The sequence below is a fragment of the Ferrimonas sp. genome (assembly GCF_048263965.1).
Taxonomy (GTDB): Bacteria; Pseudomonadota; Gammaproteobacteria; order Enterobacterales; family Shewanellaceae; genus Ferrimonas.
In genome coordinates this window covers 230,988-253,704 of the sequence record NZ_JBLXDO010000003.1, presented here as the reverse complement: position 1 = coordinate 253,704, position 22,717 = coordinate 230,988, and the positions used below count along the sequence as shown (strand labels likewise).

Annotated in this window: 18 protein-coding genes; 13 read left to right on the top strand and 5 right to left on the bottom strand. The window is 59.2% G+C overall.

All coding sequences use genetic code 11. The features are described from left to right. Nucleotides 1-348: 348 nt before the first annotated feature. From ACN0RV_RS05330 to tadA, 7 genes are all read left to right on the top strand, one after another. A complete protein-coding gene (locus ACN0RV_RS05330) occupies nucleotides 349-1,095 on the top strand; it encodes a (Fe-S)-binding protein (protein ID WP_417346248.1) in 747 nt (248 codons plus the stop codon). Nucleotides 1,096-1,107: 12 nt separating this feature from the next. Continuing rightward, on the top strand, nucleotides 1,108-2,493 hold the full coding sequence (locus ACN0RV_RS05325; protein ID WP_417346246.1) for a lactate utilization protein B: 1,386 nt from the start codon (nucleotides 1,108-1,110) through the stop codon (nucleotides 2,491-2,493). Then, a complete protein-coding gene (locus ACN0RV_RS05320; RefSeq protein WP_417346244.1) occupies nucleotides 2,493-3,065 on the top strand; it encodes a LutC/YkgG family protein in 573 nt (190 codons plus the stop codon). Before ACN0RV_RS05325 ends, ACN0RV_RS05320 begins: the two co-directional genes overlap by 1 nt. A gap of 428 nt (nucleotides 3,066-3,493) precedes the next feature. Beyond that, nucleotides 3,494-4,342, top strand: coding sequence for an ABC transporter ATP-binding protein (locus tag ACN0RV_RS05315; RefSeq protein ID WP_417346242.1), 849 nt, complete (start codon nucleotides 3,494-3,496; stop codon nucleotides 4,340-4,342). A 2-nt stretch (nucleotides 4,343-4,344) separates the two neighbouring features. Then, on the top strand, nucleotides 4,345-5,328 hold the full coding sequence (locus ACN0RV_RS05310) for an ABC transporter permease (RefSeq protein WP_417346241.1): 984 nt from the start codon (nucleotides 4,345-4,347) through the stop codon (nucleotides 5,326-5,328). A gap of 44 nt (nucleotides 5,329-5,372) precedes the next feature. Further along, nucleotides 5,373-5,738, top strand: coding sequence for a VOC family protein (locus tag ACN0RV_RS05305; RefSeq protein ID WP_417346239.1), 366 nt, complete (start codon nucleotides 5,373-5,375; stop codon nucleotides 5,736-5,738). Between the two features lie 73 nt (nucleotides 5,739-5,811). After that, nucleotides 5,812-6,312, top strand: a complete 501-nt coding sequence (gene tadA / locus ACN0RV_RS05300) for a tRNA adenosine(34) deaminase TadA (RefSeq protein WP_417346237.1) — start codon at nucleotides 5,812-5,814, stop codon at nucleotides 6,310-6,312. Here tadA and ACN0RV_RS05295 read toward each other — a convergent pair. After that, nucleotides 6,285-6,425, bottom strand: coding sequence for a hypothetical protein (locus ACN0RV_RS05295; RefSeq protein WP_417346235.1), 141 nt, complete (start codon nucleotides 6,423-6,425; stop codon nucleotides 6,285-6,287). The genes tadA and ACN0RV_RS05295 overlap by 28 nt on opposite strands. A gap of 301 nt (nucleotides 6,426-6,726) precedes the next feature. Further along, entirely contained in the window at nucleotides 6,727-8,112 is a 1,386-nt protein-coding gene (gene mltF, locus ACN0RV_RS05290) for a membrane-bound lytic murein transglycosylase MltF (RefSeq protein WP_417346234.1), read from the bottom strand. 172 nt (nucleotides 8,113-8,284) lie between these two features. On the opposite strand from mltF, the gene purL reads away from it, so the two are divergent. The 4 genes from purL to cydX all read left to right on the top strand — a co-directional run bounded on the left by purL (nucleotide 8,285) and on the right by cydX (nucleotide 16,157). Further along, nucleotides 8,285-12,175, top strand: a complete 3,891-nt coding sequence (gene purL, locus ACN0RV_RS05285; protein ID WP_417346290.1) for a phosphoribosylformylglycinamidine synthase — start codon at nucleotides 8,285-8,287, stop codon at nucleotides 12,173-12,175. A 1,077-nt stretch (nucleotides 12,176-13,252) separates the two neighbouring features. Beyond that, nucleotides 13,253-14,893, top strand: coding sequence for a cytochrome ubiquinol oxidase subunit I (locus ACN0RV_RS05280; RefSeq protein ID WP_417346232.1), 1,641 nt, complete (start codon nucleotides 13,253-13,255; stop codon nucleotides 14,891-14,893). After that, a complete protein-coding gene (cydB, locus tag ACN0RV_RS05275; protein ID WP_417346230.1) occupies nucleotides 14,886-16,025 on the top strand; it encodes a cytochrome d ubiquinol oxidase subunit II in 1,140 nt (379 codons plus the stop codon). Before ACN0RV_RS05280 ends, cydB begins: the two co-directional genes overlap by 8 nt. Nucleotides 16,026-16,037: 12 nt before the next feature. Then, complete coding sequence (cydX, locus tag ACN0RV_RS05270; protein ID WP_028110896.1) at nucleotides 16,038-16,157, top strand: cytochrome bd-I oxidase subunit CydX; 120 nt, start codon at nucleotides 16,038-16,040, stop codon at nucleotides 16,155-16,157. Nucleotides 16,158-16,496: 339 nt separating this feature from the next. Here cydX and ACN0RV_RS05265 read toward each other — a convergent pair whose 3' ends face one another. Further along, nucleotides 16,497-18,506 (bottom strand): methyl-accepting chemotaxis protein, encoded by a 2,010-nt coding sequence (locus tag ACN0RV_RS05265; RefSeq protein ID WP_417346228.1) that lies wholly within the window; start codon nucleotides 18,504-18,506, stop codon nucleotides 16,497-16,499. 204 nt (nucleotides 18,507-18,710) lie between these two features. Between ACN0RV_RS05265 and ACN0RV_RS05260 the strand changes: the two genes are divergently transcribed. Further along, the gene (locus tag ACN0RV_RS05260; RefSeq protein WP_417346226.1) at nucleotides 18,711-18,953 is read left to right on the top strand and encodes a DUF3862 domain-containing protein; all 243 of its coding nucleotides are present in this window, start codon (nucleotides 18,711-18,713) and stop codon (nucleotides 18,951-18,953) included. 10 nt (nucleotides 18,954-18,963) lie between these two features. Here the strand turns inward: ACN0RV_RS05260 and ACN0RV_RS05255 are convergent, their stop codons facing one another. Together ACN0RV_RS05255 and ACN0RV_RS05250 are read right to left on the bottom strand one after the other, a co-directional pair. Further along, nucleotides 18,964-20,286, bottom strand: a complete 1,323-nt coding sequence (locus ACN0RV_RS05255; RefSeq protein ID WP_417346224.1) for a sigma-54-dependent transcriptional regulator — start codon at nucleotides 20,284-20,286, stop codon at nucleotides 18,964-18,966. After that, nucleotides 20,283-21,929 (bottom strand): ATP-binding protein, encoded by a 1,647-nt coding sequence (locus tag ACN0RV_RS05250; RefSeq protein WP_417346222.1) that lies wholly within the window; start codon nucleotides 21,927-21,929, stop codon nucleotides 20,283-20,285. The genes ACN0RV_RS05255 and ACN0RV_RS05250 overlap by 4 nt, the downstream gene beginning before the upstream one ends. Nucleotides 21,930-22,179: 250 nt before the next feature. Between ACN0RV_RS05250 and ACN0RV_RS05245 the strand changes: the two genes are divergently transcribed. Then, the gene (locus ACN0RV_RS05245; RefSeq protein WP_417346220.1) at nucleotides 22,180-22,713 is read left to right on the top strand and encodes a hypothetical protein; all 534 of its coding nucleotides are present in this window, start codon (nucleotides 22,180-22,182) and stop codon (nucleotides 22,711-22,713) included. Nucleotides 22,714-22,717 lie beyond the last annotated feature (4 nt).

Genomic DNA, 22,717 nt, shown 5'->3' with positions numbered 1-22,717 from the left:
TAAATCCAGTCGTTCATCTGCTATTATTGTGTGATCGCGATCGCACTGTCGAGCGAAAAATGGTCGATGCTGGGTTGCGGGGATGTTATTTGATGGTTGGGTTAAGGTGAAAACAGTCGGGCTCTTGGTCAAACCAATTTTCCCCTGGTTAAGTTTGTGTGATGAAATGTGGCTTTATATGATCGTCAAATGTTGCATTTTGTGGTTTCTTTCATAATTGTGAACCTGATTTTACATAAATTTAACCAAATTCAGCCCGGCAATAAGTGATACCTGGGTCACAGTCTGTCCTGGGGGCCACCTTTAGACTCCGCCAAAACTGCCGACACACACACAGCGGAGAATATAATGAAAATCGCCTTGTTCATCCCTTGCCTGGTGAACCACATGCAACCTAATGTGGGCATCGCCACGGTAGAGCTTCTTGAGAAGCTGGGGCATCAGGTCATCCTCCCCGAGGGGCAAACCTGCTGCGGTCAACCTATGACCAACTCCGGTTGCTTCGAGGATGCGAAAAAAACCACGCTGAAACTGCTGAACGCCTTCAAAGGCATCGACTGCGATTACATCGTATGTCCAGCGGCCTCCTGCATGATCGCCGCCAAGGAGAACTTCCACGAGTTCGACTGCAGCCCAGAAGCTACCGCTGTGATCGGCAAGCTGAAGGAGCTGACCGAGTTCCTGCACGACATCCACGGTCTGGAGCGCTTCAACAAGCCCTTCAACCACAAAATCAGCCTGCAGATGTCCTGTCACGGTATCCGTATGCTGGACCTGGCCACGCCTTCTGAAATCAAGGGGAGCGGTCGTTACAACAAAGTGGAAGCCCTGCTGTCCCGCATCGAAGGCATCGACATCGCCTACCCTGAGCGTCAGGACGAATGTTGTGGCTTCGGCGGTACCTTCGCCCTGGATGAAGGTGCAGTGTCCGGCAAAATGGGTAAAGACAAGGCACAGGCGCACGCCAACACCGGCGCCCGCTACGTGGTGGGCTTCGACCCATCCTGTCTTTTGCACCTGGACGGCGTTATCCGTCGTGAGGGGCACCCCGTGGAAACTCTGCACATCGCAGAACTGCTCAACCAAGCACTGTAAGGAGCGACGATCATGGCACTGATTGGTGGAATCGAGTCTCATGCCAGTGCGGCTGAGAAGTTTAACCGCGACGTAGACCGCGTAAACTGGCACGACAAAGCTCTGTGGAACCTGCGTCACAAGCGTGACCTGGCCGCAGATTCACAGCCCGAGTGGGAAGATCTCAAGCAGCTGGGCTCTGAGTACAAGTTGCATACTCTGGCCAACCTCAAGCATTACCTGACCGAGTTTGAGGCCAACTGTAAGAAGAACGGCATCGTGGTGCACTGGGCGAAAGACGCCAAAGAGCACAACGAAATCGTCCATGGCATCCTGGCCAAGCACAACGTTAAGAATCTGGTGAAGTCCAAGTCCATGCTGACCGAGGAATGTCACCTGAACCCTTACCTGATCGAGCGCGGCATCGACGTCATCGATACCGACCTGGGTGAGCGCATCATCCAGCTGAACGAGCAGCCACCCAGCCACATCGTGGTACCTGCCATCCACCTGAAGAAAGAGGAGGTTGGCGAGCTGTTCCACCGCAAGATCGGTTCCGAGAAGGGCGCATCCTGCCCGACCTATCTGACCAAGCAAGCCCGTGCTCACCTGCGTCAGAAGTTCCTGGAAGCCGATGCCGGCTTGACTGGTGTGAACATGGCGGTAGCCAGCGAAGGCGCCGTTGCCATCGCCACCAACGAAGGTAACGCCGACATGGGTGTGAACCTGCCTAAGGTTCAGATCCACTGCATGGGTATCGATAAGATCGTACCCAACATGGATGCGGCCAGCGTGCTGTCCCGTACCCTGGCTCGTAACGCTACCGGCCAGCCCATCACCTCCTACACCACTTTCTACAAGGGCCCTAAAGAGGGCGGTGAGATGCACGTGGTACTGGTGGACAACGGTCGCACCAAACTGTTCCAGGACGAACTGCTGGCGGAAGCCTACAAGTGTATCCGCTGTGGTGGCTGTCTGAACACCTGTCCGGTATACCGTCGTTCCAGCGGCTTCAGCTACAACGCGCTGATCCCTGGCCCCATCGGTATTGCCGTAAGCGCCGGTGATGACGAAACTCACTCCCTGGCCTGGGCCTGTTCCCTGTGTGGTTCCTGTACTCAGGTGTGCCCCACCAAGGTGCCTCTGGACAAGATCATCTTCAAGTGGCGTCGCATCCACTCCGAGCAGGGCAAACTGCCTTACGGTAAGTCTGGCTACATGCCTTGGGTTGGTAAGTTCATGGCCAACGAAACCATGCTGAACCTGGGTATGGCCAGCGCCCGTACCGCCCTGCGTATCCTGCCTGATGCTCTGATGAAGCCTTTCGGCATGGATTGGACCAAACACCGTGAACTGCCTAAAGCACCTAACACCGGCTCCTTCGAAGCGTGGTTCAAGAAAAACCGGGAGAACAAATAATGTCTAGCCGTGACGCAATTTTTGCCGCATTGGATAAGTGCAACCTGCCCGATGCACCCATGCCTTCGATCACCATCGAGCCCAACAACGAAGACCTGATGGGTCAGTACGAAGCCAACCTGACCAAGGTAGGCGGCACTCTGGTTCGCGTTAAGGAGCTCAGTGAAGTACAGGCGCACCTGGACAAGGCGATGGCCGACGGTCAGTCAGTGGTCTGCCGTGTTGAAGGCCTGAACGGCAACCGTGAACTGGATGCCAAGCCTCACACTCTGCAGGATCTGGATCTGGCCCTGGTCGATGCCGAGGCTGCGGTTGCTGAAAATGGCGCGGTATTCGTTCGCGAAACTGCCAGCGGTCACCGGGTACTGCCCTACATTACCGAGAACCTGGCGGTAGTGGTGAAGGCGGACACCCTGGTTGCCAACATGCACGAAGTGGTTAAGAACGTGAAGCTGGAGTCTGGTCAGCATGGTGCCTTTATCGCCGGTCCTTCCAAGACCGCCGATATTGAACAGGCCCTGGTAATTGGTGCCCACGGCGCCTGCTCCATGACCGTATACATGCTGGACTAAGGGGTAGTTGACCGGATTCGACAGGACGCGCCGGTGCGAAAAGACGCACCGGGGCGGGGGCCACAGCCCCCGCCTCCCGATGCAGAGTCTCCATCCCTGGCTCTGTGGGACGACTCCCCCGCACACAAAGGGGGAACGATTCCCGGTCATCCATCTTCACGTGTAGTTAGCACACACGTTTGGCTCATTTCGATGAGCCTTTTTTATATCAGCCCGGAAAAAACGGGCCAGCACACAGGTTTGGCTCATCTTGGAGCGATACGGCCTGTCATTATCTTTGATGCCCACAAAGGCCCCAACCGGTTCCATTGCAAGCCAGCCGTTTTTCTGCATTTAATGCTTTAGGGAAAATGGAAGTCAAGGAGTGGCTTGTGCAGGAGAGAACCAGGGCACAAAACCCACCAAATTTGCTGCAAGCTCGAAAGTTAGTGAAACGGTTTGGGGATCTCACCGCAGTGGACCACCTGAGTCTGGTGCTGCGCGAGGGGGAGTGTTTCGGTCTTCTGGGACCAAATGGTGCGGGTAAGTCCACCACATTGGAGATGCTGGAGGGGATTTTAACGCCGACCTCCGGTGACATCCTGTTCGAGGGCGAACCCCTGAAAGGGGATTATCGCCAGCAGATCGGCATCCAGTTCCAGGCGACGGCATTGCCGGAACATCTGTCGGTCAGTGATTGCCTGACCCTGTTTGCCAGTCTCTATCACACCACTTGGGAACGGGAGGATCTGATTCGGATCTGCCGCCTCGAAGAGTTGCTCGAGCAGCGCCACCAGACCCTGTCCGGCGGGCAACGGCAGCGATTGCTGCTGGCCCTGGCACTGATCAATCGGCCCAGGTTGCTGTTTCTGGACGAGCCCACCACAGGCCTGGATCCTCAGGCCAGGCACAACTTCTGGTCGTTGATCCGCGCCGTCAGGGATACCGGCACCACCATACTGCTGACCACCCATTACATGGATGAGGCGGAGCAGCTGTGCGATCGCATCGCCATCATGGACCATGGGCGTGTGCTGCGCGAGGATACGCCCCTGAGGCTGATTGAGCAGGAGTTTTGTGCCCGACTGGTGAGCCTGCCCGCCGAGCTGCCACTGGGGAAGAGTTGGGCCAAGCCCTGGCTTAAGCGCAACGGCCGACAGGAGTACCACACCGATGACGTCAATCAGGTACTCACCGAGTTGCAACAGCGCAACGTCGACATTACCGGCCTGAATGTTCGCCGTCCCAACCTGGAAGATCTTTTCCTGAAACTCACCGGACATCAATTGAGGAGCTGACCATGCGCAGTCTGCTGGCACTGATCCATGCCCGTAACCTGGAGTTTGTCCGGGACAGGTCCGCCCTTGGTTGGAGCCTGATGTTTCCCCTGATGCTGATCGTAGGCTTTGGCATCGCCTTCTCCGACACCGATAAACCTGAGTACAAACTGGGGGTGGTGGGGCAGCCCGCCTATCTGGATACCTTGAAACAGACCCGCTATCTGCAACTGATCCCCTATGAGGATCAGCAGCTGGCGTTGACCAAGGTGGGTCGCCACCAACTGGATCTGCTGCTGACCGAACAGGGGTATGTGGTGAACCCGGACTCCATGAAGGGCTATCTGGCGGAGCGGATCCTCAAGGCTGAGGTGGGGGAGCTGCCTGCCACTCAGGTGCAGGGGGAGGCGGTGCGCTATATCGATTGGCTGATGCCCGGAGTCATCGGCATGAACATGATGTTTTCCGGCCTCTATGGGGTGGGCTATGTCATCGTCAGATACAGAAAGAACGGCGTGCTCAAACGCTACCAGGCGACGCCGATGAAGCCCTGGGTCTTCATCTTGTCGCAGATCTGCAGCCGGTTGCTGTTGATGATGGCCACCGCCACCCTGGTGTTCGTTGCCTGCACCCTGATGTTCTCCATTCCCATCAATGGCAGTTTGATTCTGCTGTTTGTTACCGCCCTGCTGGGGGCTCTCTCTTTGGTTAGCATCGGCCTGCTGGTGGCCTGTCGAACCCGTTCCGAGGAGTTTGGCAACGGGGTGCTGAACCTGATTGCCTGGCCGATGATGTTTTTGTCCGGGGTGTGGTTTTCCCTGGAGGGCACTGCGCCCTGGATTCAGGCCCTGGCCAACCTGCTGCCACTCTCTCACCTCAATGCGGCCAGCCGTGCCATTATTATTGACGGAGTCGGGGTCGGCGGGCTGCTGCCTCACTGGATGGCCCTGATCATCATATCGGCCGTGGCGATATTCGTCGGGGCCAGGTGGTTTCGCTGGAATTAGTGTCGCTGCCACCAATCAATGGCAACCAACCCTGTGGAGGGGTTATGGCAAAGGTAATGGGCGTCGGGGGGATCTTCTTTAAGAGCCAGAACCCCAAGCTGTTGGGACAGTGGTACCGGGATCACCTGGGCATGGAGGTGGGGGAATACGGTGCCGATTTTTCGCCGGCCAGCATGCCACAGAACGGCCTGACGGTATGGTGTCCGTTCGGTGAGGATACCGAGTATTTTCAGCCTTCGGATCGCCCTTTTATGTTCAACCTGGTGGTGGATGACCTGCCGGCGGCACTGGCTCAGGTGGAAGCGGGAGGGGCCACCCTGGTGGGGGAGATCGTCAAGGAATCCTATGGCCAGTTTGGCTGGTTTGTCGACCCCGAGGGCAACAAGGTGGAGCTGTGGCAGCCCGCCTGAGTCCGGGCCGACTGGCGCAAACCGGGAGCGCTGATTACAATAGGCGCCCCCTAATTGGCAGTTGGAGAGACGGGTGAACGATCATCAACACTGGATGCGCCGGGCGATGGAGCTGGCGGCTGAAGCGGAAGCCCTCGGCGAGGTGCCTGTGGGTGCAGTGCTGGTGAAGCAGGGTGAGGTGGTGGCCGAGGGGTACAACCGCAGTATCGTCGATCACGACCCTTCTGCCCATGCAGAGATGCAGTGCCTGCGTCAGGCTGGGGCTAAGCTGGAGAACTATCGCCAGCTGGATACCACCCTGTATGTGACCCTGGAGCCCTGTCCCATGTGCGCCGGAGCCCTGGTGCATGCCCGGGTGGGGACCGTGGTCTTTGGGGCGTCCGATCCCAAAACCGGAGCGGCAGGCAGTGTGATGGACCTGCTTCGCCATCCAGCGCTCAATCATCAGGTTGAGGTTATCGGGGGGGTGTTGGCCGAGCCCTGCGCACAACAGCTGAGTGACTTTTTCAAGCGGCGCAGGGCGGAAAAGAAAGCCTTGAAACTGGCTCAGAGGGCTTCTGAAGACGCTTCCTGAAGGAAGACCTTGCTACGGTGCAGAATTTTCATGTGGTCGCGCTTTCTCAATGCCCTCCTGCGCTCGGACAGGCTGCTCAGGGCTTTACGGCGACGTGCTGGAGTTCTTAACATTTCTCTCTCCTCCTTTCTATTTTCTCTATGTGGACCCTATCCTCATCTGTTTGCAGTTCGATGACATCGGTTTTGAGCTCTTGTTGCGACTTTGGTTCCCAAAGGCGTCCGATTTCGATCACTGTTTAAACTAAAACTGGGATGGCGGCATCAATGCCCCTAAAAACCAAGGGACAAACCTTTGATTTGTCCCTTGATATAAGAGATAGCTACGACTCTTGGCAATTTCAACCCCTGACGCCTGTAAAAGTTGGGTCGTTAACAGAAATCTCTGGGGAAAAGTGGGGAAACCTGAGCCAGATCACTCGCGATTGTTAGCCAGGTCCAAGGGGTTTCCTGTTGAGGGCGGCATATGGGTCTCCAGCAGGACCAGGGTGTCGTAGTAACGCTTGATGTTGTCCACATAGTGAGCGGCGACCCCACCCTGTGCAAAACCGTAGCGGGTACGCTGGTAGTGGCGTTTCTGGGTCAGTTTGGGCAGGACAGATTTGACGTCGGCCCAACTGCTGGGGTTGAGGCCATGGCGCTGGGCGATCACCCGGGCATCCTCCACATGTCCCAGGCCGATGTTGTAGGCGGCTAGGGCAAACCACAGCCGCTCGGGGTCCGGAATGGAGGCGGGCAGTCGTTTGAGCAGATCGTGCAGATAGTCACTGCCGCCCCGTATGCTCTGTTCGGGGTTGAGCCTGTCGCGGACCCCAACCCGTTTGGCGGTGGACTGGGTCAGCATCATCAACCCCCGAACCCCTGTGGGGGAGCGCGCCTTGGGGTTCCAGTGGGACTCCTGATAGGCCACGGCGGCCAGCTGTCGCCAGTCGAGGATGCCCGAGTATTCCTTGAACCAGGGTTCATACTTGGGCAACTTGGTCTCCACCGCCCGGATGAAGGCGCGGGTATCCACATAATCGAACCGCTCCATGTGGCCGAAATACTTCTCTTCCAGTTGCTTGAGGGTGCCCGCCTGTTTCAGTTTATCCCAGTAGTCCAGCAACTCGGACAACAACTTGTGGCTGTGCTCCTCCGGCAGGGCCCAGCCGACCTCCTGCTCGCCACCCAGGCTGAAGGCCGCGGCCAGTTCGGGGTGCAACCGGCGGCTGGCTGCCAGGGTCTTGTCGTCGGACAGGGTGTAGGCCAGTTCGCCGGAGGCCACCATGGAGAGCAGTTCGTGGGCGGCATACTCAGTGGTTTCCTGCCACTGCAGCGCCGTCTGGCCTCGTTGCTGCTCGGCGGCCAAAATCTCTGCATGGTTTGAGCCGGCCATCACCATTAGCGGATCCGTGAGTTCGGCCAGTGAGCCGGGCTTGGGGTGACCCCGGCGATAGACCAGTTGTACCTGGGTGCGATAGATGGGGGGGCCGAAGCGCCAGAAACTGCGGTTGAGATGGGTGTCGGTGAGGCTGGAGGCGATGAGATCCAGTTTGCCCTGGCTCATGTCGTTAAACATCTCCGGCAGAGAGGAGTAGGGGGTGATCGCCAGTTCCTGGCCCAGGTGCAGGGCGAACCCCCGGGCCAGCTCGTAATCCAGGCCCTGGGCACCCGCCGTCCCCACCACATAGGTGGTGGGCCCATACAGGGTACCGACCCTCAAGGGACGGTCTGGTTCAGGCTCGGTTCGCTGAGGCTGCTGATACTCCAGCGGAAGGCATCCGGCCAGGGTCAGCAGCGTTACAGCCAGTAAACCCCTCATGGTTATGCATCCATCTGAATTCTTCGTCATCTTCCGCTCATTGTAGACTGTTTTGCGACCGACCTTTCCACTATAATGTCGCCACCTTTGATGCCGGGAATTGTGATCCGGTTCGGATTTCGCTCCCGGTATTGAGCCCTACACAAAACTATATAAGGTAAAAAATACCGTGATTAAGATCCTCCGCGGCGCGCCGGCGCTGTCCGCGTTTCGGGTCCACAAGCTGCTATCGGCTTGCCAGAACGCGAAACTTCCCGTGTCCGATCTCTATGCGGAATACTGCCACTTTGCCCACCTCGCCTCGCCGCTCAATTCTGAGCAAACTCAACACCTTGAACAGATATTAACCTATGGACCTCGGCTGGAACAGCACGAGCCTGAAGGCAAGCTGTTCCTGGTGGTACCCAGACCCGGCACCATCTCTCCCTGGTCCTCCAAGGCCACCGACATTGCCCACAACTGCGGCCTGGAAGGGGTTAAGCGGTTGGAGCGAGGTGTTGCCTGGTACCTGACCCTCGAGGGAGAGCTCGATGGCGAGCAGCAAAAGCAGCTGCTTAACCTTATCCATGACCGCATGGTGGAAGCGGTGCTGGACAGCTTTGAAGCGGCCGATGCCCTGTTTGTCAGCGCCGAACCGGCACAGCTTAAGTCCGTGGACGTTCTGGGTGGTGGCAGAGACGCCCTGGCCCAGGCCAACGTCAATATGGGACTGGCTCTGGCAGAGGATGAGATCGATTACCTGGTGGAGAATTTCACCCGCTTGGGGCGTAACCCCAACGACATTGAGCTCTACATGTTTGCCCAGGCAAACTCGGAGCACTGTCGCCATAAAATTTTCAATGCGGACTGGACCATCGACGGTGAGGTTCAGCCCAAGTCTCTGTTCAAGATGATCAAGAACACCTTCGAGCAGAATCCGGAAAACGTCCTGTCCGCCTATAAGGACAATGCCGCGGTGATGGTGGGCTCGGAAGCGGGTCGTTTCTTCCCCGATGATGCCGGCAGCTACCGTTATCACCAGGAGCCGGTGCACATTCTGATGAAGGTGGAGACCCACAACCACCCAACCGCCATCAGCCCCTACCCCGGGGCAGCCACAGGCTCCGGCGGTGAGATCCGCGACGAGGGTGCCACGGGCCGGGGCTCCAAGCCCAAGGCGGGCCTGACCGGCTTTACCGTGTCCAATCTGAACATTCCCGGCTTCGAACAGCCCTGGGAGCAGCCCTACGGAAAGCCGGATCGCATCGTGACCCCTCTGGAGATCATGATGGAGGGGCCACTGGGCGGCGCCGCCTTCAACAACGAGTTTGGTCGTCCTGCCCTGCTGGGGTACTTCCGTACCTATGAGCAGGAGGTGACCAGCTTTAACGGCACCGAGGTGCGTGGCTACCACAAGCCGATCATGCTGGCGGGCGGCCTGGGTAACATCCGCGAGGATCACGTGCAGAAGGGGGAGATCCCCGTCGGCGCCAAGCTTATCGTCCTCGGCGGTCCGGCGATGAACATCGGCCTTGGGGGCGGCGCCGCTTCCTCCATGGCCTCCGGTCAATCCTCCGAGGACCTGGACTTTGCCTCGGTCCAGCGGGAAAACCCGGAGATCGAGCGTCGCTGTCAGGAGGTGATCGATCGCTGTTGGCAGCTGGGTGACGACAACCCCATCGCCTTTATCCACGACGTGGGCGCCGGCGGTCTCTCCAACGCCATGCCTGAGCTGGTGGATGACGGTGGTCGCGGCGGCCGTTTCCGCCTGCGGGACGTGCCCAACGACGAGCCTGGCATGTCGCCTCTGGAGATCTGGTGTAACGAATCTCAGGAGCGTTACGTGATGGCGGTGGCTGCCGAGGACCTGGACAGGTTCGACGCCATCTGTCGCCGTGAGCGCGCGCCCTATGCGGTGATCGGTGAAGCCACCGAAGAGCTGCAACTGGTGCTGGAAGACAGCCATTTCGACAACACGCCCATCGACATGCCCATGGAGGTGCTGCTGGGCAAGGCGCCCAAGATGCATCGAGAGGTCAGTTCCGCCCAGTGTGCCTCTCCGGATCTGGACACCGGCGCCATGGAACTGAAGGAAGCGGTGCGCAGGGTCCTGCGTCTGCCCGCCGTGGCGGAGAAGACCTTCCTGATCACCATCGGTGACCGCTCGGTGACTGGTCTGGTGGCCCGGGATCAGATGGTGGGCCCCTGGCAGGTGCCTGTGGCCAACTGTGCGGTCACTGCCGCCGCCCTGGACAGCTACCATGGTGAAGCGATGTCCATGGGTGAGCGTACGCCCCTGGCGCTGATCAACTATGGCGCTTCTGCCCGCATGGCGGTGGGTGAGTCCCTGACCAACATCGCCAGTGCCCATATCGGTTCCCTGGCCCACATCAAGCTGTCCGCCAACTGGATGGCCGCTGCCGGTCACCCAGGGGAAGACGCCGGTCTCTATGAGGCGGTGAAGGCGGTGGGTGAGGAGCTGTGTCCGGCCCTGGGACTGACCATCCCGGTGGGCAAGGACTCCATGTCCATGAAGACCGCCTGGGAAGACCAGGGTGAGAACAAGAGCGTGACCTCGCCTCTGTCACTGGTGATCACCGCCTTCGGCCGGGTCGAGGATGTACGTGACACCCTGCCCCCTCAGCTGCGCCTGGACAAGGGTGACAGCAAGCTGCTCTATATCGACCTGGGCAATGGCAAGCAGCGTCTCGGCGGTTCTGCCCTGGCGCAGGTCTACAACCAGCTGGGCAACCAGGCGCCGGATGTGGACCAGCCTGAACTGCTTAAGGGGTTCTTTAATGCCATCCAGGGGCTGATCGCCGATAAGGCGCTGCTCGCCTACCACGACAAGGGCGACGGCGGTCTGTTCGTTACCTTGGCGGAGATGGCCTTCGCCGGTAAGGCGGGCCTGGATGTGGATCTGAGTGCCCTGGCCGGAGATGATCTGGCGGTGCTGTTCAACGAAGAGCTGGGCGCCGTGGTTCAGGTGGCAGAAGATCGTCTGGCCCAGGTAAAGTCAGTGCTGGCGGACCATGGCCTGGCCGATTGCTGCCAGGTGATCGGTTCGGTCAACGACGGCGAGCGCCTGATCCTGCGTCGTGGCGAGCACACCTTGCTGGATGAGAGTCGCACCGAGTTGCGCGGTGTCTGGGCAGAAACCACCCTGCGCATGCAGTCCATGCGTGACAATCCCCAGTGTGCCGAAGAGGAGCATCAGGCCAAACTCAATGCCGAGGACCCAGGCCTGTCCGTCGATCTGAGCTTCGATCCTGCCGAGGATGTGGCTGCACCCTTTATCCTCAAGGGCAATGCGCCGAAGATGGCCATTCTGCGGGAGCAGGGAGTCAACTCCCACGTGGAGATGGCGGCCGCCTTCGACCGTGCCGGCTTTGATGCCGTGGACGTACACATGAGCGACATCCTCGAGGGCCGTCTGACCCTGGAGCAGTTCCAGGGGCTGGTGGCCTGTGGCGGCTTCTCCTACGGTGACGTGTTGGGTGCCGGTGAAGGCTGGGCCAAATCCATCCTGTTCAACGCTCGCGCCCGGGAACAGTTCCAGCGCTTCTTCGAGCGCAGCGACAGCCTGGCCCTGGGGGTGTGTAACGGTTGTCAGATGCTCTCCAACCTCAAGAGCATCATCCCTGGCTCAGAACACTGGCCTCACTTCGTGCGCAACCGCTCTGAACGCTTCGAAGCCCGCTTCTCCCTGGTGGAGGTGCAGCAAAGCCCCAGTCTGTTCTTCCAGGGAATGGCAGGCTCCCGTATGCCGATTGCCGTCTCCCACGGCGAGGGGCGGGCAGAGTTCGCCAGCCAGCAGGCGTTCCATGCCGCCGATGCCTCGGGCACAGTGGCGCTGCGCTACCTGAATCATCAGGGGCAGATCGCCACCGCCTATCCGGCCAATCCCAACGGCTCTCCTGCGGGGATCACCGGCCTGACCACCACCGACGGCCGGGTCACCATCATGATGCCTCACCCTGAACGGGTATTCCGTACCGTGGCCAACTCCTGGCACCCCGACGAGTGGGGTGAGGACAGCCCCTGGATGCGGATGTTCCGCAACGCCAGGGTCGCCCTGGACTAACCGCCATTGACGCGACCAAGCCCGGCTTTGTGCCGGGCTTTTTTATGGGCTGAATCGGCTTACCTGGCTTTGTTGTCTGGGATCAAGGAGGGGGCGTAAGCAGAGGGTCACTCTGGGGTAGCCGGGGTCCGGATAAAAAAAGGGCCGCCCTGGGAGGGCGGCCAAACTATGCAATCAAGCTAATGCAAAGAAGGGTGACGCTTGGGCCACCGCCGAGACAGCGGCCAGGGTGTTCACATGACCCGAAGTTGATAAAGCTCAACGAAGCTACGTTGGTAGAGCTTGGACATGCGCTTCAGAAACAGACTCATGAGTACCTCCGAAAAACTGGGAGTTGGGACAATTTCATATTTAAAACGCCATATTTCCGATATTTGGAATGCCGTTTTCGTGGATATATTAGACTGGAATTTGAATATTCGACAAACGAGAAAAACTCTTTATTCACATTAGTTTTTCTAATTTACTATTCAGGCTTTGTTCAGGCTGTCTTTGGGGCGTAATGCCCCCCCGTGCATTGAATGGTATGAGTTTTAACAATTGAAAAGTTTTCACTTTTACAGTTGTTGCAATACAAATATTATCAAACCCTCGAACCGTGTTAGCCAATAAATCGAGGGAGGTTAAAGCTGAATATAAATCAGCTCAAAGTTCTTAACATTTAACTGTTCTGCAAGGATTTTTTATTAAGTCTTAATATTTGTGAGTCACCTCTCAAAAGTGATCAGGAGATTCTGGCAGGGATTGAGGGTGCCGCAGGGGGAATGATATAAAATTAGCGGAAATAGCAGCGCAATCTCTCTTTGTTCTCCGGTGCGGGGGAACAAAGAGAGGTTCGCTAATCGAAAGTGTTGAGTTAACGAAATGTTGTGAGTGTCCGGCGGAGCCGGAGCGGCCGACGAACCAGCAGGGGCGAATGAGAGTAAGCGCCTGTTGCGGGAGGCCCACAATGTCCCTGGGCAGCCGTGTCCCCAGGGTAAGCCGAACTCAACACTTTATTTGTTGTATTGCTCCCAATAATTTTTTCCTGAATCACGTTGCCAGCAATGGCGGCACGGCGGGCGTAAGGAGACACCAATGATTGTCGATGAAGTAGTCGATCTATCGCGATTGCAGTTTGCACTCACCGCGATGTATCACTTCCTGTTTGTACCCCTCACCCTGGGCATGGCTTTCCTGCTTGCGATCATGGAGTCACTCTATGTGATGACCGATAAGCAGGTTTACAAGGACATGACCAAGTTCTGGGGTAAACTCTTTGCCATTAACTTCGCCCTGGGTGTTACCACTGGTATCACCATGGAGTTCCAGTTCGGAACCAACTGGGCCTACTACTCCCATTACGTCGGGGACATCTTCGGGGCCCCATTGGCCATCGAAGCCCTGATGGCTTTCTTCCTTGAATCGACTCTGATTGGCCTGTTCTTCTTCGGCTGGGATCGTCTGTCCAAGCGTCAGCACCTGGCGGTGACCTGGCTGGTGGCCCTGGGCTCCAACATGTCCGCCCTGTGGATTCTGGTGGCCAACGGCTGGATGCAGCACCCGGTGGGTGCCGAGTTCAACTACGTCACCATGCGTATGGAGATGGCCAGCTTCGCAGACGTCCTGTTCAATCCGGTTGCTCAGGTTAAGTTTGTCCACACCGTTGCCTCCGGCTACGTGACCGGCTCTGTCTTCGTGTTGGCCATCAGTGCCTACTACCTGCTGAAGGGCCGAGACATCGCCTTTGCCAAGCGCTCTTTCTACATCGCCTCCGCCTTCGGTATGGCCTCTATCCTGTCCGTTATCGTCCTGGGTGACGAGTCCGGCTACGAGATGGGTGACGTGCAGAAGGTGAAGCTGGCCGCCGTGGAAGCGGAATGGGATACCCATCCGGCTCCCGCCTCCTTCACCGCCTTCGGTATTCCTGACAGTGAAAACATGGAAACCAACTTCGCGGTCAAGATCCCCTACGTCATGGGCATCATCGCCACCCGCTCCCTGGACGAGCAGGTGATGGGCATCAAGGACATCAAGGTTGAGCATGAAGCCCGCATCCGTAACGGCATGGTGGCCTACACCCTGCTGCAGAAGGTTCGTGATGGCTCTGCCACCGAAGCCGAGGTTGCCGAGTTCCAGGAGCGCAAGGTGGACCTGGGTTACGGCTTCCTGCTGAAGCGTTATCTGGAAGATGTGGATCAGGCCAGTGAGGCACAGATTAAGGCGGCGGTTGAGGACTCCATCCCCAATGTTGGCCCGCTGTTCTGGACCTTCCGCGTGATGGTGGGCCTGGGCATGGTGATGCTGATCGTGATCGGTCTCTCCTTCCTTCAGAGTGCCAAGCAGCAGGTGATGGACAAGCCCTGGCTGCTGAAGGCGGCGATCTTCATCCTGCCTTTCCCCTGGATCGCCATTCAGTGTGGTTGGTTTGTGGCCGAGTATGGCCGTCAGCCCTGGACCATCGCGGAGATTCTGCCTACCGCCATGTCCACCTCCAGCCTGAGTTCCGGCGACCTGATCTTCTCCATTGTCGCCATCTGCGGTTTCTACACCGTGGCCCTGGTGGTGGAGATGTTCCTGATGTTCCGCTTCGCCCGACTGGGTCCAAGCAGCATGAAGACTGGCCGCTACCACTTCGAGTCTGCTGAAAACGCTGCCGAAGACGCCCGTCTGCTGGCGAAACTGTCCAAGGCCCGCAAGGCCCGCGAAGAAGCCAAGGAGGCTGCTAGCCATGCTTGATTACGAAACTCTACGCGCTATCTGGTGGCTGCTGGTCGTCGTGCTGATGATCGGTTTCGCGGTCACCGATGGTTTTGACATGGGTGTCGGTGCCCTGCTGCCCTTCGTGGGCAAGAACGACAACGAACGCCGGGTGATGATCAACTCCATCGCTCCGCACTGGGACGGCAACCAGGTATGGCTGCTGACCGCCGGCGGTGCCCTGTTCGCCGCCTGGCCCCTGGTGTATGCGGCAGCCTTCTCCGGCTTCTACATCGCCATGGTGCTGGTGCTGTTCGCCCTGTTCTTCCGTCCTATCGGTTTTGACTACCGCTCTAAGATTGAAGATCCCCGCTGGCGCAACACCTGGGACTGGTGTCTGTTCATCGGTGGTGTGGTGCCGCCGCTGATCATCGGTGTCGCCTTCGGAAACCTGCTGCAGGGTGTGCCCTTCGAATACGACGAGTACCTGCGCGTGTTCTACCGTGGCAGCTTCTTCGGCCTGCTCAACCCCTTCGCCCTGGTGGTTGGCCTGCTGTGTGTGACCGCCTTCATCCTGCAGGGTTGTACCTGGCTGGGCATGAAGACCGATGCCGAACTGTACCAGCGTGTACGCAAGATCACTCAGTGGGTCGGTGTGCTGTGCGCGGCCCTGTTCGTGGTGGCCGGTGCCTGGCTGTACACAGGTATCGATGGTTTCGTGGTGACCTCCGCCCTGGATCACAATGGTCCCTCCAACCCAACGTTGAAGACCGTTGAGATTGCGTCTGGCGCCTGGTTCAACAACTACAACGCCATGCCTGTGCTCTATGTTCTGCCCCTGCTGGCGGTGCTGATGCCCCTGGCAACCGCAGTGATGACCATGGCAAACCGCAATGGCCTGGCTTTCGTGACCAGTTCACTGAACCAGGTGGCGATCATTGCCACCGCGGCGGTTTCCCTGTTCCCGTTCGTGATGCCGTCTTCTCTGAACCCGAGCCACTCACTGACCATGTGGGATGCCACCAGTTCTGAGATGACCCTGACCATCATGTTTGCCGTGGCCTGCATCTTTGTGCCGCTGATTCTGGGTTACACCACCTGGAGTTACATCAAGATGTTTGGTCGCCTGAACAGCGAATTCATCGAGAACAACAAGCACTCTCTGTACTAAGGAGCCGACAATATGTGGTATTTCACCTGGATTCTCGGAGTGCTGCTGGCCTGTGCATTCGGCATCATCAATGCCCTGTGGTACGAGCACTCTGAAGAGATGGCCGCCAAGGCCGAACGCGAGCAGAAGTAAGCTTGCTTCCGGCTTCCCTTGGGAAGTCCATTGAGAAAAGAGGCGCAACAGCGCCTCTTTTTTTATGGTCACCGTTGAGTACTGCGGTCAGGGCCAATGGCCCCCTGCGAGCAGGGAGAGGCACTGCCGGCTTACCCCTGAGGAAAGGGTAGGGTTACCGGCTCTGGGGTTCAGGGGCGGAGAGGGAGAGCCTGTGAGGGGCGGTTGGTGTCAGAGGGGAGAGCTGTGTGGTGACTGAGTAGGGTGCCCCTCAGTTGGGCGGTAAACTTAGGCGCCGGTTCGCAGGGCGCAGGCATAAGAAAAGGGCGCCCATAGCGCCCTTTCTGCTTGGCTGGTTCCTTAAGACTTGAAGTGGGCCAGGTGGCCGCGGATGTCCCCTGCCAAGGCCGTCAGCTGCTCGGCGGCATCCACTGTCTGGCCCGCGGTCTGTTCAGATTCCCGGGCCAGTTCGGTGATGCCGCTGATGTTGCGGGCAATCTCCGAGGCAACAGAACCCTGCTGCTCGGTGGCCGTGGCGATGGAGGTGGCGTTCTGGGACAGGTCGGTCACGCTGTGAGAGATGTCGGTCAGGGCGTCGCCGGCCTGAACGCTCAGCTCGGAGGAGGCTACGCCCAGCTTCTTGCTCTCCTGCATCTGAGTGACCGCCTCCTGGGTGCGCTGCTGCAACTGCTCAATGGTGCCGGTGATCTCGCTGATGGAGTTCTGGGTACGCTGAGCCAGGGTGCGAACCTCGTCGGCCACCACGGCGAAGCCGCGGCCCTGCTCTCCTGCCCGGGCGGCTTCGATGGCCGCGTTGAGGGCCAGCAGGTTGGTCTGCTCGGCGATCTCATTGATCACCTGGATCACCCGGGTGATGGCATGGCTGCCCTCTTCTACCCGGTGAATCGCCTGGTTGCCGTTCTCCAGGGCATCGCCCAGGGCACGCATCTGGTCAATCACGTCGTCGACCTGACGATCCCCGTCCTTGGCGGCGGTGTCCACCGCTTCCGCCTGCTCGGCGGAACCGGTGGCGTGCTGGGCCACCTCCTGAACCGAGGTGGTGAGCTCCTCGACGGCGGCGGCGATCTGGTCGGTCTGCTGCATCATCTGGGCGGCGCCGCTGCCATTGACCTGGGCGACGGTCTGCATCTCTCCTGCAGCCTGTTCAAGCTGGGAGGTGGATCCCTGCAGGGTGGCGATCAGCTCCTTGAGGCTGTGGGTCATCTCGGCGACGCTGTCGGTGATGCGGTGCACCTCGTTCTGGCTGTTGCCCCCTGAGGTGGTCAGTTGGGCGGTCAGGTCGCCGTGGCCAATGGCTTCCACCTGGGTGCACAGGGCGGTGAGAGGCTTGAGGCGGCGGTTGAGCATCACCCAAAGCAAAACGGTGATCACCAGGATCCCCAGGATGGAGAGGCCGATATTGGTGCGGGCCAGAGGTTTGAGTGCATGACTCAGCTCCTCTTCCGGTACCTGCATGGCGACCATCCAGCCTGCGGCGGGCACGGGTTGGGTCATGGCGACCCACAACTTGCCATCTTGCATGAACTCAAATTGGTGTTTGACCCGATCAGACAGGGCGTCCTGGTAGATAGCCTGACCACCGTCGTCGCTGAAGCTGCTCGCTTTGCTGCCGGTCAGCTGTGGGTGGTAGAGGAAGACCCCATCTTCATAGCGCAGCAGGGAGACGTAGCCGGTTTCACCGAGCTGGATGTTGGCCAGGGCCTTGCCCATCTCCTGCATCATTTCGCTGACATCCTGACCGATGTAGAGGATGCCAATCACCTGGTTCTGCTTGTCCTTGATGGGACGGTAGCTGGTGATGTAGCGTTTGCCAAACAGGTTGGCATATCCTTCGTAGGTCTGACCCGCCATGATGATGGGGTAGGCAGGGTGACTCTGTCCCAGCTGGGTGCCGGTAGCCCGGTCACCGTTCTCTTTACGCAGGGAGGAGGAGATGCGGGTGAAGTCATCGCCATCCTTCACGAACACTGTGGCGGTGCCACCGGTCATGTTGGCGAACCTGTCTACCTGGGCTACGGCGCTGTTCAGCAGGCGGCGACCGTTCTTCAGTCCGGGGGCGTTTGCGCCGGCGATGTTGATGCGTTTCTCGATCAGGGAGAAGTCGCTGGAGAACATCTTGTTAAACAGCTCGGCGTTGGTGCGCACCTGCTTGATTAACAATTGATACTGAAGGTCCAGGGTGTCTGCCAGGGTATCGGCCATGACCGATTCGGACTCCTGGAGGGTTTCTGTGAGGCTGTCGGCGGCTACACGGTAACCGAAGAAACCGGTGATGGTGTAGGTCAGGATGCTAAGAAGCAGCGCGGATACGCCTATCTGGCGGCCTAGGGTCCAGTTGCGGAAGTCCATGCGTTCCCCTGTAAAGAGTTTTTATTAGGTTTGTGTAAGCTCTATCGGCTAGTCGGCACAGGTTATATAAAACTCACTTCAAAATAGTTGAACTCCATCACGATCAGTGTGGCTTAAAAGGTGATTCGTCAGTCAGAACCCGATTTGAAATCGCGCCTTAACTTCTGGTTTACTTTCTGTAACAACTGGTTCGAGGAGAGAGCGATGAAGCGATTGCTGTGGGCGGCGCTGCTACTACTGGCAGGGTGCAGCAAGGTGAATCAGGAGAACTACGACAAACTCGAGCTGGGGATGTCCCGCGCCGAGGTGGAGGGGGTACTGGGCAGGGCGGACAGCTGCAGTGGTTCCCTGGGCACCGAAACCTGCACCTGGGGCAGCGACGACACCCAGATCAAGGTGGGGTTCGCCGCCGACCAGGCGATGCTCTTTTCTCACAAGGGGTTGTGAGTCCAGCCCCTTACAGCCCGTGCTTCTCTGAGCGGTAGAGGAACGCCTTGTAACCGAGCCCCAGCAGTTTGGCCGCTTCGGTGCGATTGCCTCCGGTTCGCTCCAGGGCCGCCTGCAGATACTCCTTCTCTACCTGCTCCCAGTTCAGGCCAGCGTCCGGCAGGGTGATCTTGCCCTGACAGCGGATGGGCTGAAGATCCAGTTCCTGCAGCAGCACAAACCGCTCCATGCAGTTGGACAGCTCCCGCACATTGCCGGGCCAGCCATGGCTGCGCAGGGCGTTCATTTCGGCGACCCCGAGCCTGGGGGGGGATAACTGGTACTTCTGGCTGAAGTGACGCAGGAAATGCTCTGCCAGGGCCGGGATGTCCTCGCTGCGCTGTTTCAGGGGCGGGGTGGACACAGGAATTACATTGAGACGGTAGTAGAGGTCCTGGCGAAAGTTGCCCGCCTCCACCTCCTGCAGCAGCTCCCGGTTGGTGGCCGCCACCACCCGGATATCCAGGTCGATCTCCTTGTGACTGCCGATGCGGGTCACCTTGCCCTCCTGCAGGACCCGCAGCAGCCGGGTCTGCAGATTCAGCGGCAGTTCGCCAATCTCATCCAGGAACAGGGTGCCCCCCTGGGCGGCCTCCAGCTTACCGGCCCGGGCGCTGTGAGCGCCGGTGAAGGCGCCTTTTTCATGGCCGAACAGCTCGGACTCCGCCAGGGAGTCGGGGATGGCGCCGCAGTTGAGGGCAATGAACGGACCGTCCCGGCCTGAGAGGCGGTGGATGCGCTGGGCCACCAGCTCCTTGCCGGTCCCGCTCTCCCCTTGAATCAGCACCGTAGTATTGATGCCGCTGATCCGCTCGACCCGATCGAACAGGGTGCGCATGGCGGGGCTGGATCCCACCATGTCGATCAGGGCGCCCTGCTGCTGCACACGGTCGGTCAGGCGCCGGTTGTCCTCCTTCAACTGATGGGAGCGGGCGGCCTTGTCGATGGCCAGCAGCATGGTCTGCTTCTGGAAGGGCTTGGGCAGGTAGTCGTCGGCACCCATCTTCATCGCTTCCACCGCGTGGTCGATGGAGCCGTAGGCGGTGGCGACGATGATCCCCAGGGTCGGGCTCTGGGCCCGGGCGCGGCGAATCACCTCGCTGGCGTCGCCGTGAGCCAGCTTCCAGTCACTGAACAGGATCTGCCAGGGGTGTTTGTCCAGGCGTTTGAGGGCCGAGTCGGCGTCGGCCACCGCGTCCACCCGGTGGCCCGCCTCGGTCATCATCTTCGCCAGCAGTTCTCGCTGGGTGGGGTCATCTTCCAGCAGCAGGATCTGAAATCCATTTTGACTCATGCTTGTCTCTCCTTGGGCAGCACCAGGCCGGCCCGGACGCCCTTGGGCTGTTCTTCAATAATCAGATCGCCGCCGTACCAGAGGCGGGCGATGCGTCTTGCGATGTAAAGCCCCATGCCTGCGCCCTCAGGTTTGGTGGTCTGGTGGGGTTCAAACAGGCGATCGCGGATGGCGTCGCTCAGGCCGCTGCCCTGATCCTCGACCCAGAGGGTAATCCGTTGTGGCTCTCTCTCCAGATAGAGACGCACCGTCTGTCCCGACTCACTGGCCTGCCGGGCGTTGTTCATCAGGGTGTGGAGTATGGCACGCAGCTCCACCTCCGCCCCCAGAACGGCCAGGTCACCGGGGAGCTCGCTGACAAAGTCTACCCCCTCGGCGGTCTGACTGAGTTCCATCTGAATCCCCTCAATCAGCTCAGGTATGGCCACAGGCACCTCCCGGTCGAGTCCCTGGCTGGCCAGGGTCAGCAGGCTGCTGAGGCTGTCATCCATATGACTCAGCTTGGTGCGGATTTGACTCTGCAGCTGGTGCTGTTCCGGCTTCATTCCTTCCAGCAGCAGGCCTATGGTGTGGATGGGGTTGCGCAGGGCGTGGGCGATGCCCCGGGTGATCTCCCCCAGCTCCGCCAGGTGACGTTGCTGCTGGAACTGGCGCTGCTGCTCCTGACTCTCCTTGAGATCGGAACTCATCCGGTTGAAGGTGTCGATGGCGCGGCGGGTCTCCCGGGTGCCGCTGTGGCTCAATTGCAGGCCCAGTTCGCCGGCGGACAGACGCCGGCAGCCCTCATCCAGGGTTTCCAGGGGACGGGCCAACTTGCGGGCGATCAGGTAGACCCCCACCAGGCTCAGCAGGGCACCGGCCAGCAGCACCAGGGCCACACGCTCGGCAAACTGGGTGATCATGGTCTGCTGGGGGCCATTGGAGAGGGGCACCGCCAGGCTGGAACCCAGCCCCTCAATCACCAGTTGATCCTCTTCGCTGGGGATAAACACCCGAATCTCCCTGGCCTGACGCTGGAGTTGCTCCCGGGCCTGCTCCACCGCTTCATGGATACGCTCCATCTCCTCTTCGCCGATGAGGTCGCCGTGCACCTCCATCAGTTCCAGTGTGGTTTCTGCCTCCAGGGCACTGCTGAGCTCCTTCTGCAGGGCCTGATGCTCCAGATTGAGCTGAATCACCGCCTGCCATTGGTCCTCCTTGTCCTCGATGCGCTGCTCCAGCTCCTCCAGCTTCTCCTCGTAGGCTTGAATCCGCCGCTGCTGAGCCTCTTTCTGGATCTGCAGGGAACGTCGCTTGGCCTGCTGTTGCTGTTGCAAGCGGACCAGTCGTTGTTGCTCCCGCTCCAGCTCTCTCTGCGCCTCTTCGGCGTGGCGCTCGGCCATCGCCAGCATCCGCTGTCGCTCCTGTTCAGACAGGAGCGCCTCCTCTTTCTGAGGAACAACGCGAACCACGGATTTGGGTGGTACCGGGGGCAACAGAGTTTCGATGGTGACCGACGCCACCTCCTGGGCCACGGCTTCGGAGTCTTCGGCCAGTTGCCGGCGGAAATCACCGGTGAGCTGCTGTACCAGTAGCCACTGGAGCAGGGTGAACAGCAGTATCAGCGAGCCAAAGGCGATCATCAGGTAACGTTTCAGGGACATCGGTTCCTCCTTGGAATGATCACCTTACATAAAGCGTGCCAGTTGAGCTGAAGTTACCACGCCGGGGAGTGGCGAGCTACCGCTGCCGTCCACCGGCGGGTGGTGCTCCCCATATGGGAAGGATAAGGGAGGATTTGGGGAGAAATTCCCATTGTTTCATGGGGAAACCCCAGGGAATCCGGGGGCGGCGAGTCTGGCACGTTTCTTTCAGTGGAGAGGGGGAGCAACTCAGTTTAACAAGGAGACCATCATGAGAATGATTTTGGCAGCGGCGGCGATGCTGATGACCCTGGCGGCGACTGCAGCCACCTTCAAGGCCAGTCAGGACAGGGGGGAGCCCATAGAGGTGAGCTTTATGGACAGCGGTGAGCGGGTGGAGCTGACCCTGGACAAAGACAATCCAGACTGGGGGACGGTAGAGGCACTGCTTGGGGATCTGGATGCCCAGGTCAGGCAGCGCTGGCTGGAAAAGGCCAAAGCCCTGGCCGGTGTGGGCAGTGACTGGAAGCTGGTGCTGTCCGATGGTCAGCATCAGGTGGTTCACCTGGGGCATGACCCTGAAATCTATGTGGAAATCCATGAGCGTATGGCCGAGGAGGGTGCCCGTCTGGCCGAGGAGGCCGAGCGTATGGTGGCCAAACTGGAGCGGGAAGGGGTGATGGAGCTGAAGGCCTTCCACCTGGACCGGGCCGCGATGTTGGAGCGGATGATCAAGGAGGGCGAACTGACCGCGGAGCAGGTCGAGCGCCTGCGCCGCGCCCTGGATGAGCACGCCATGAAGTGAAAGC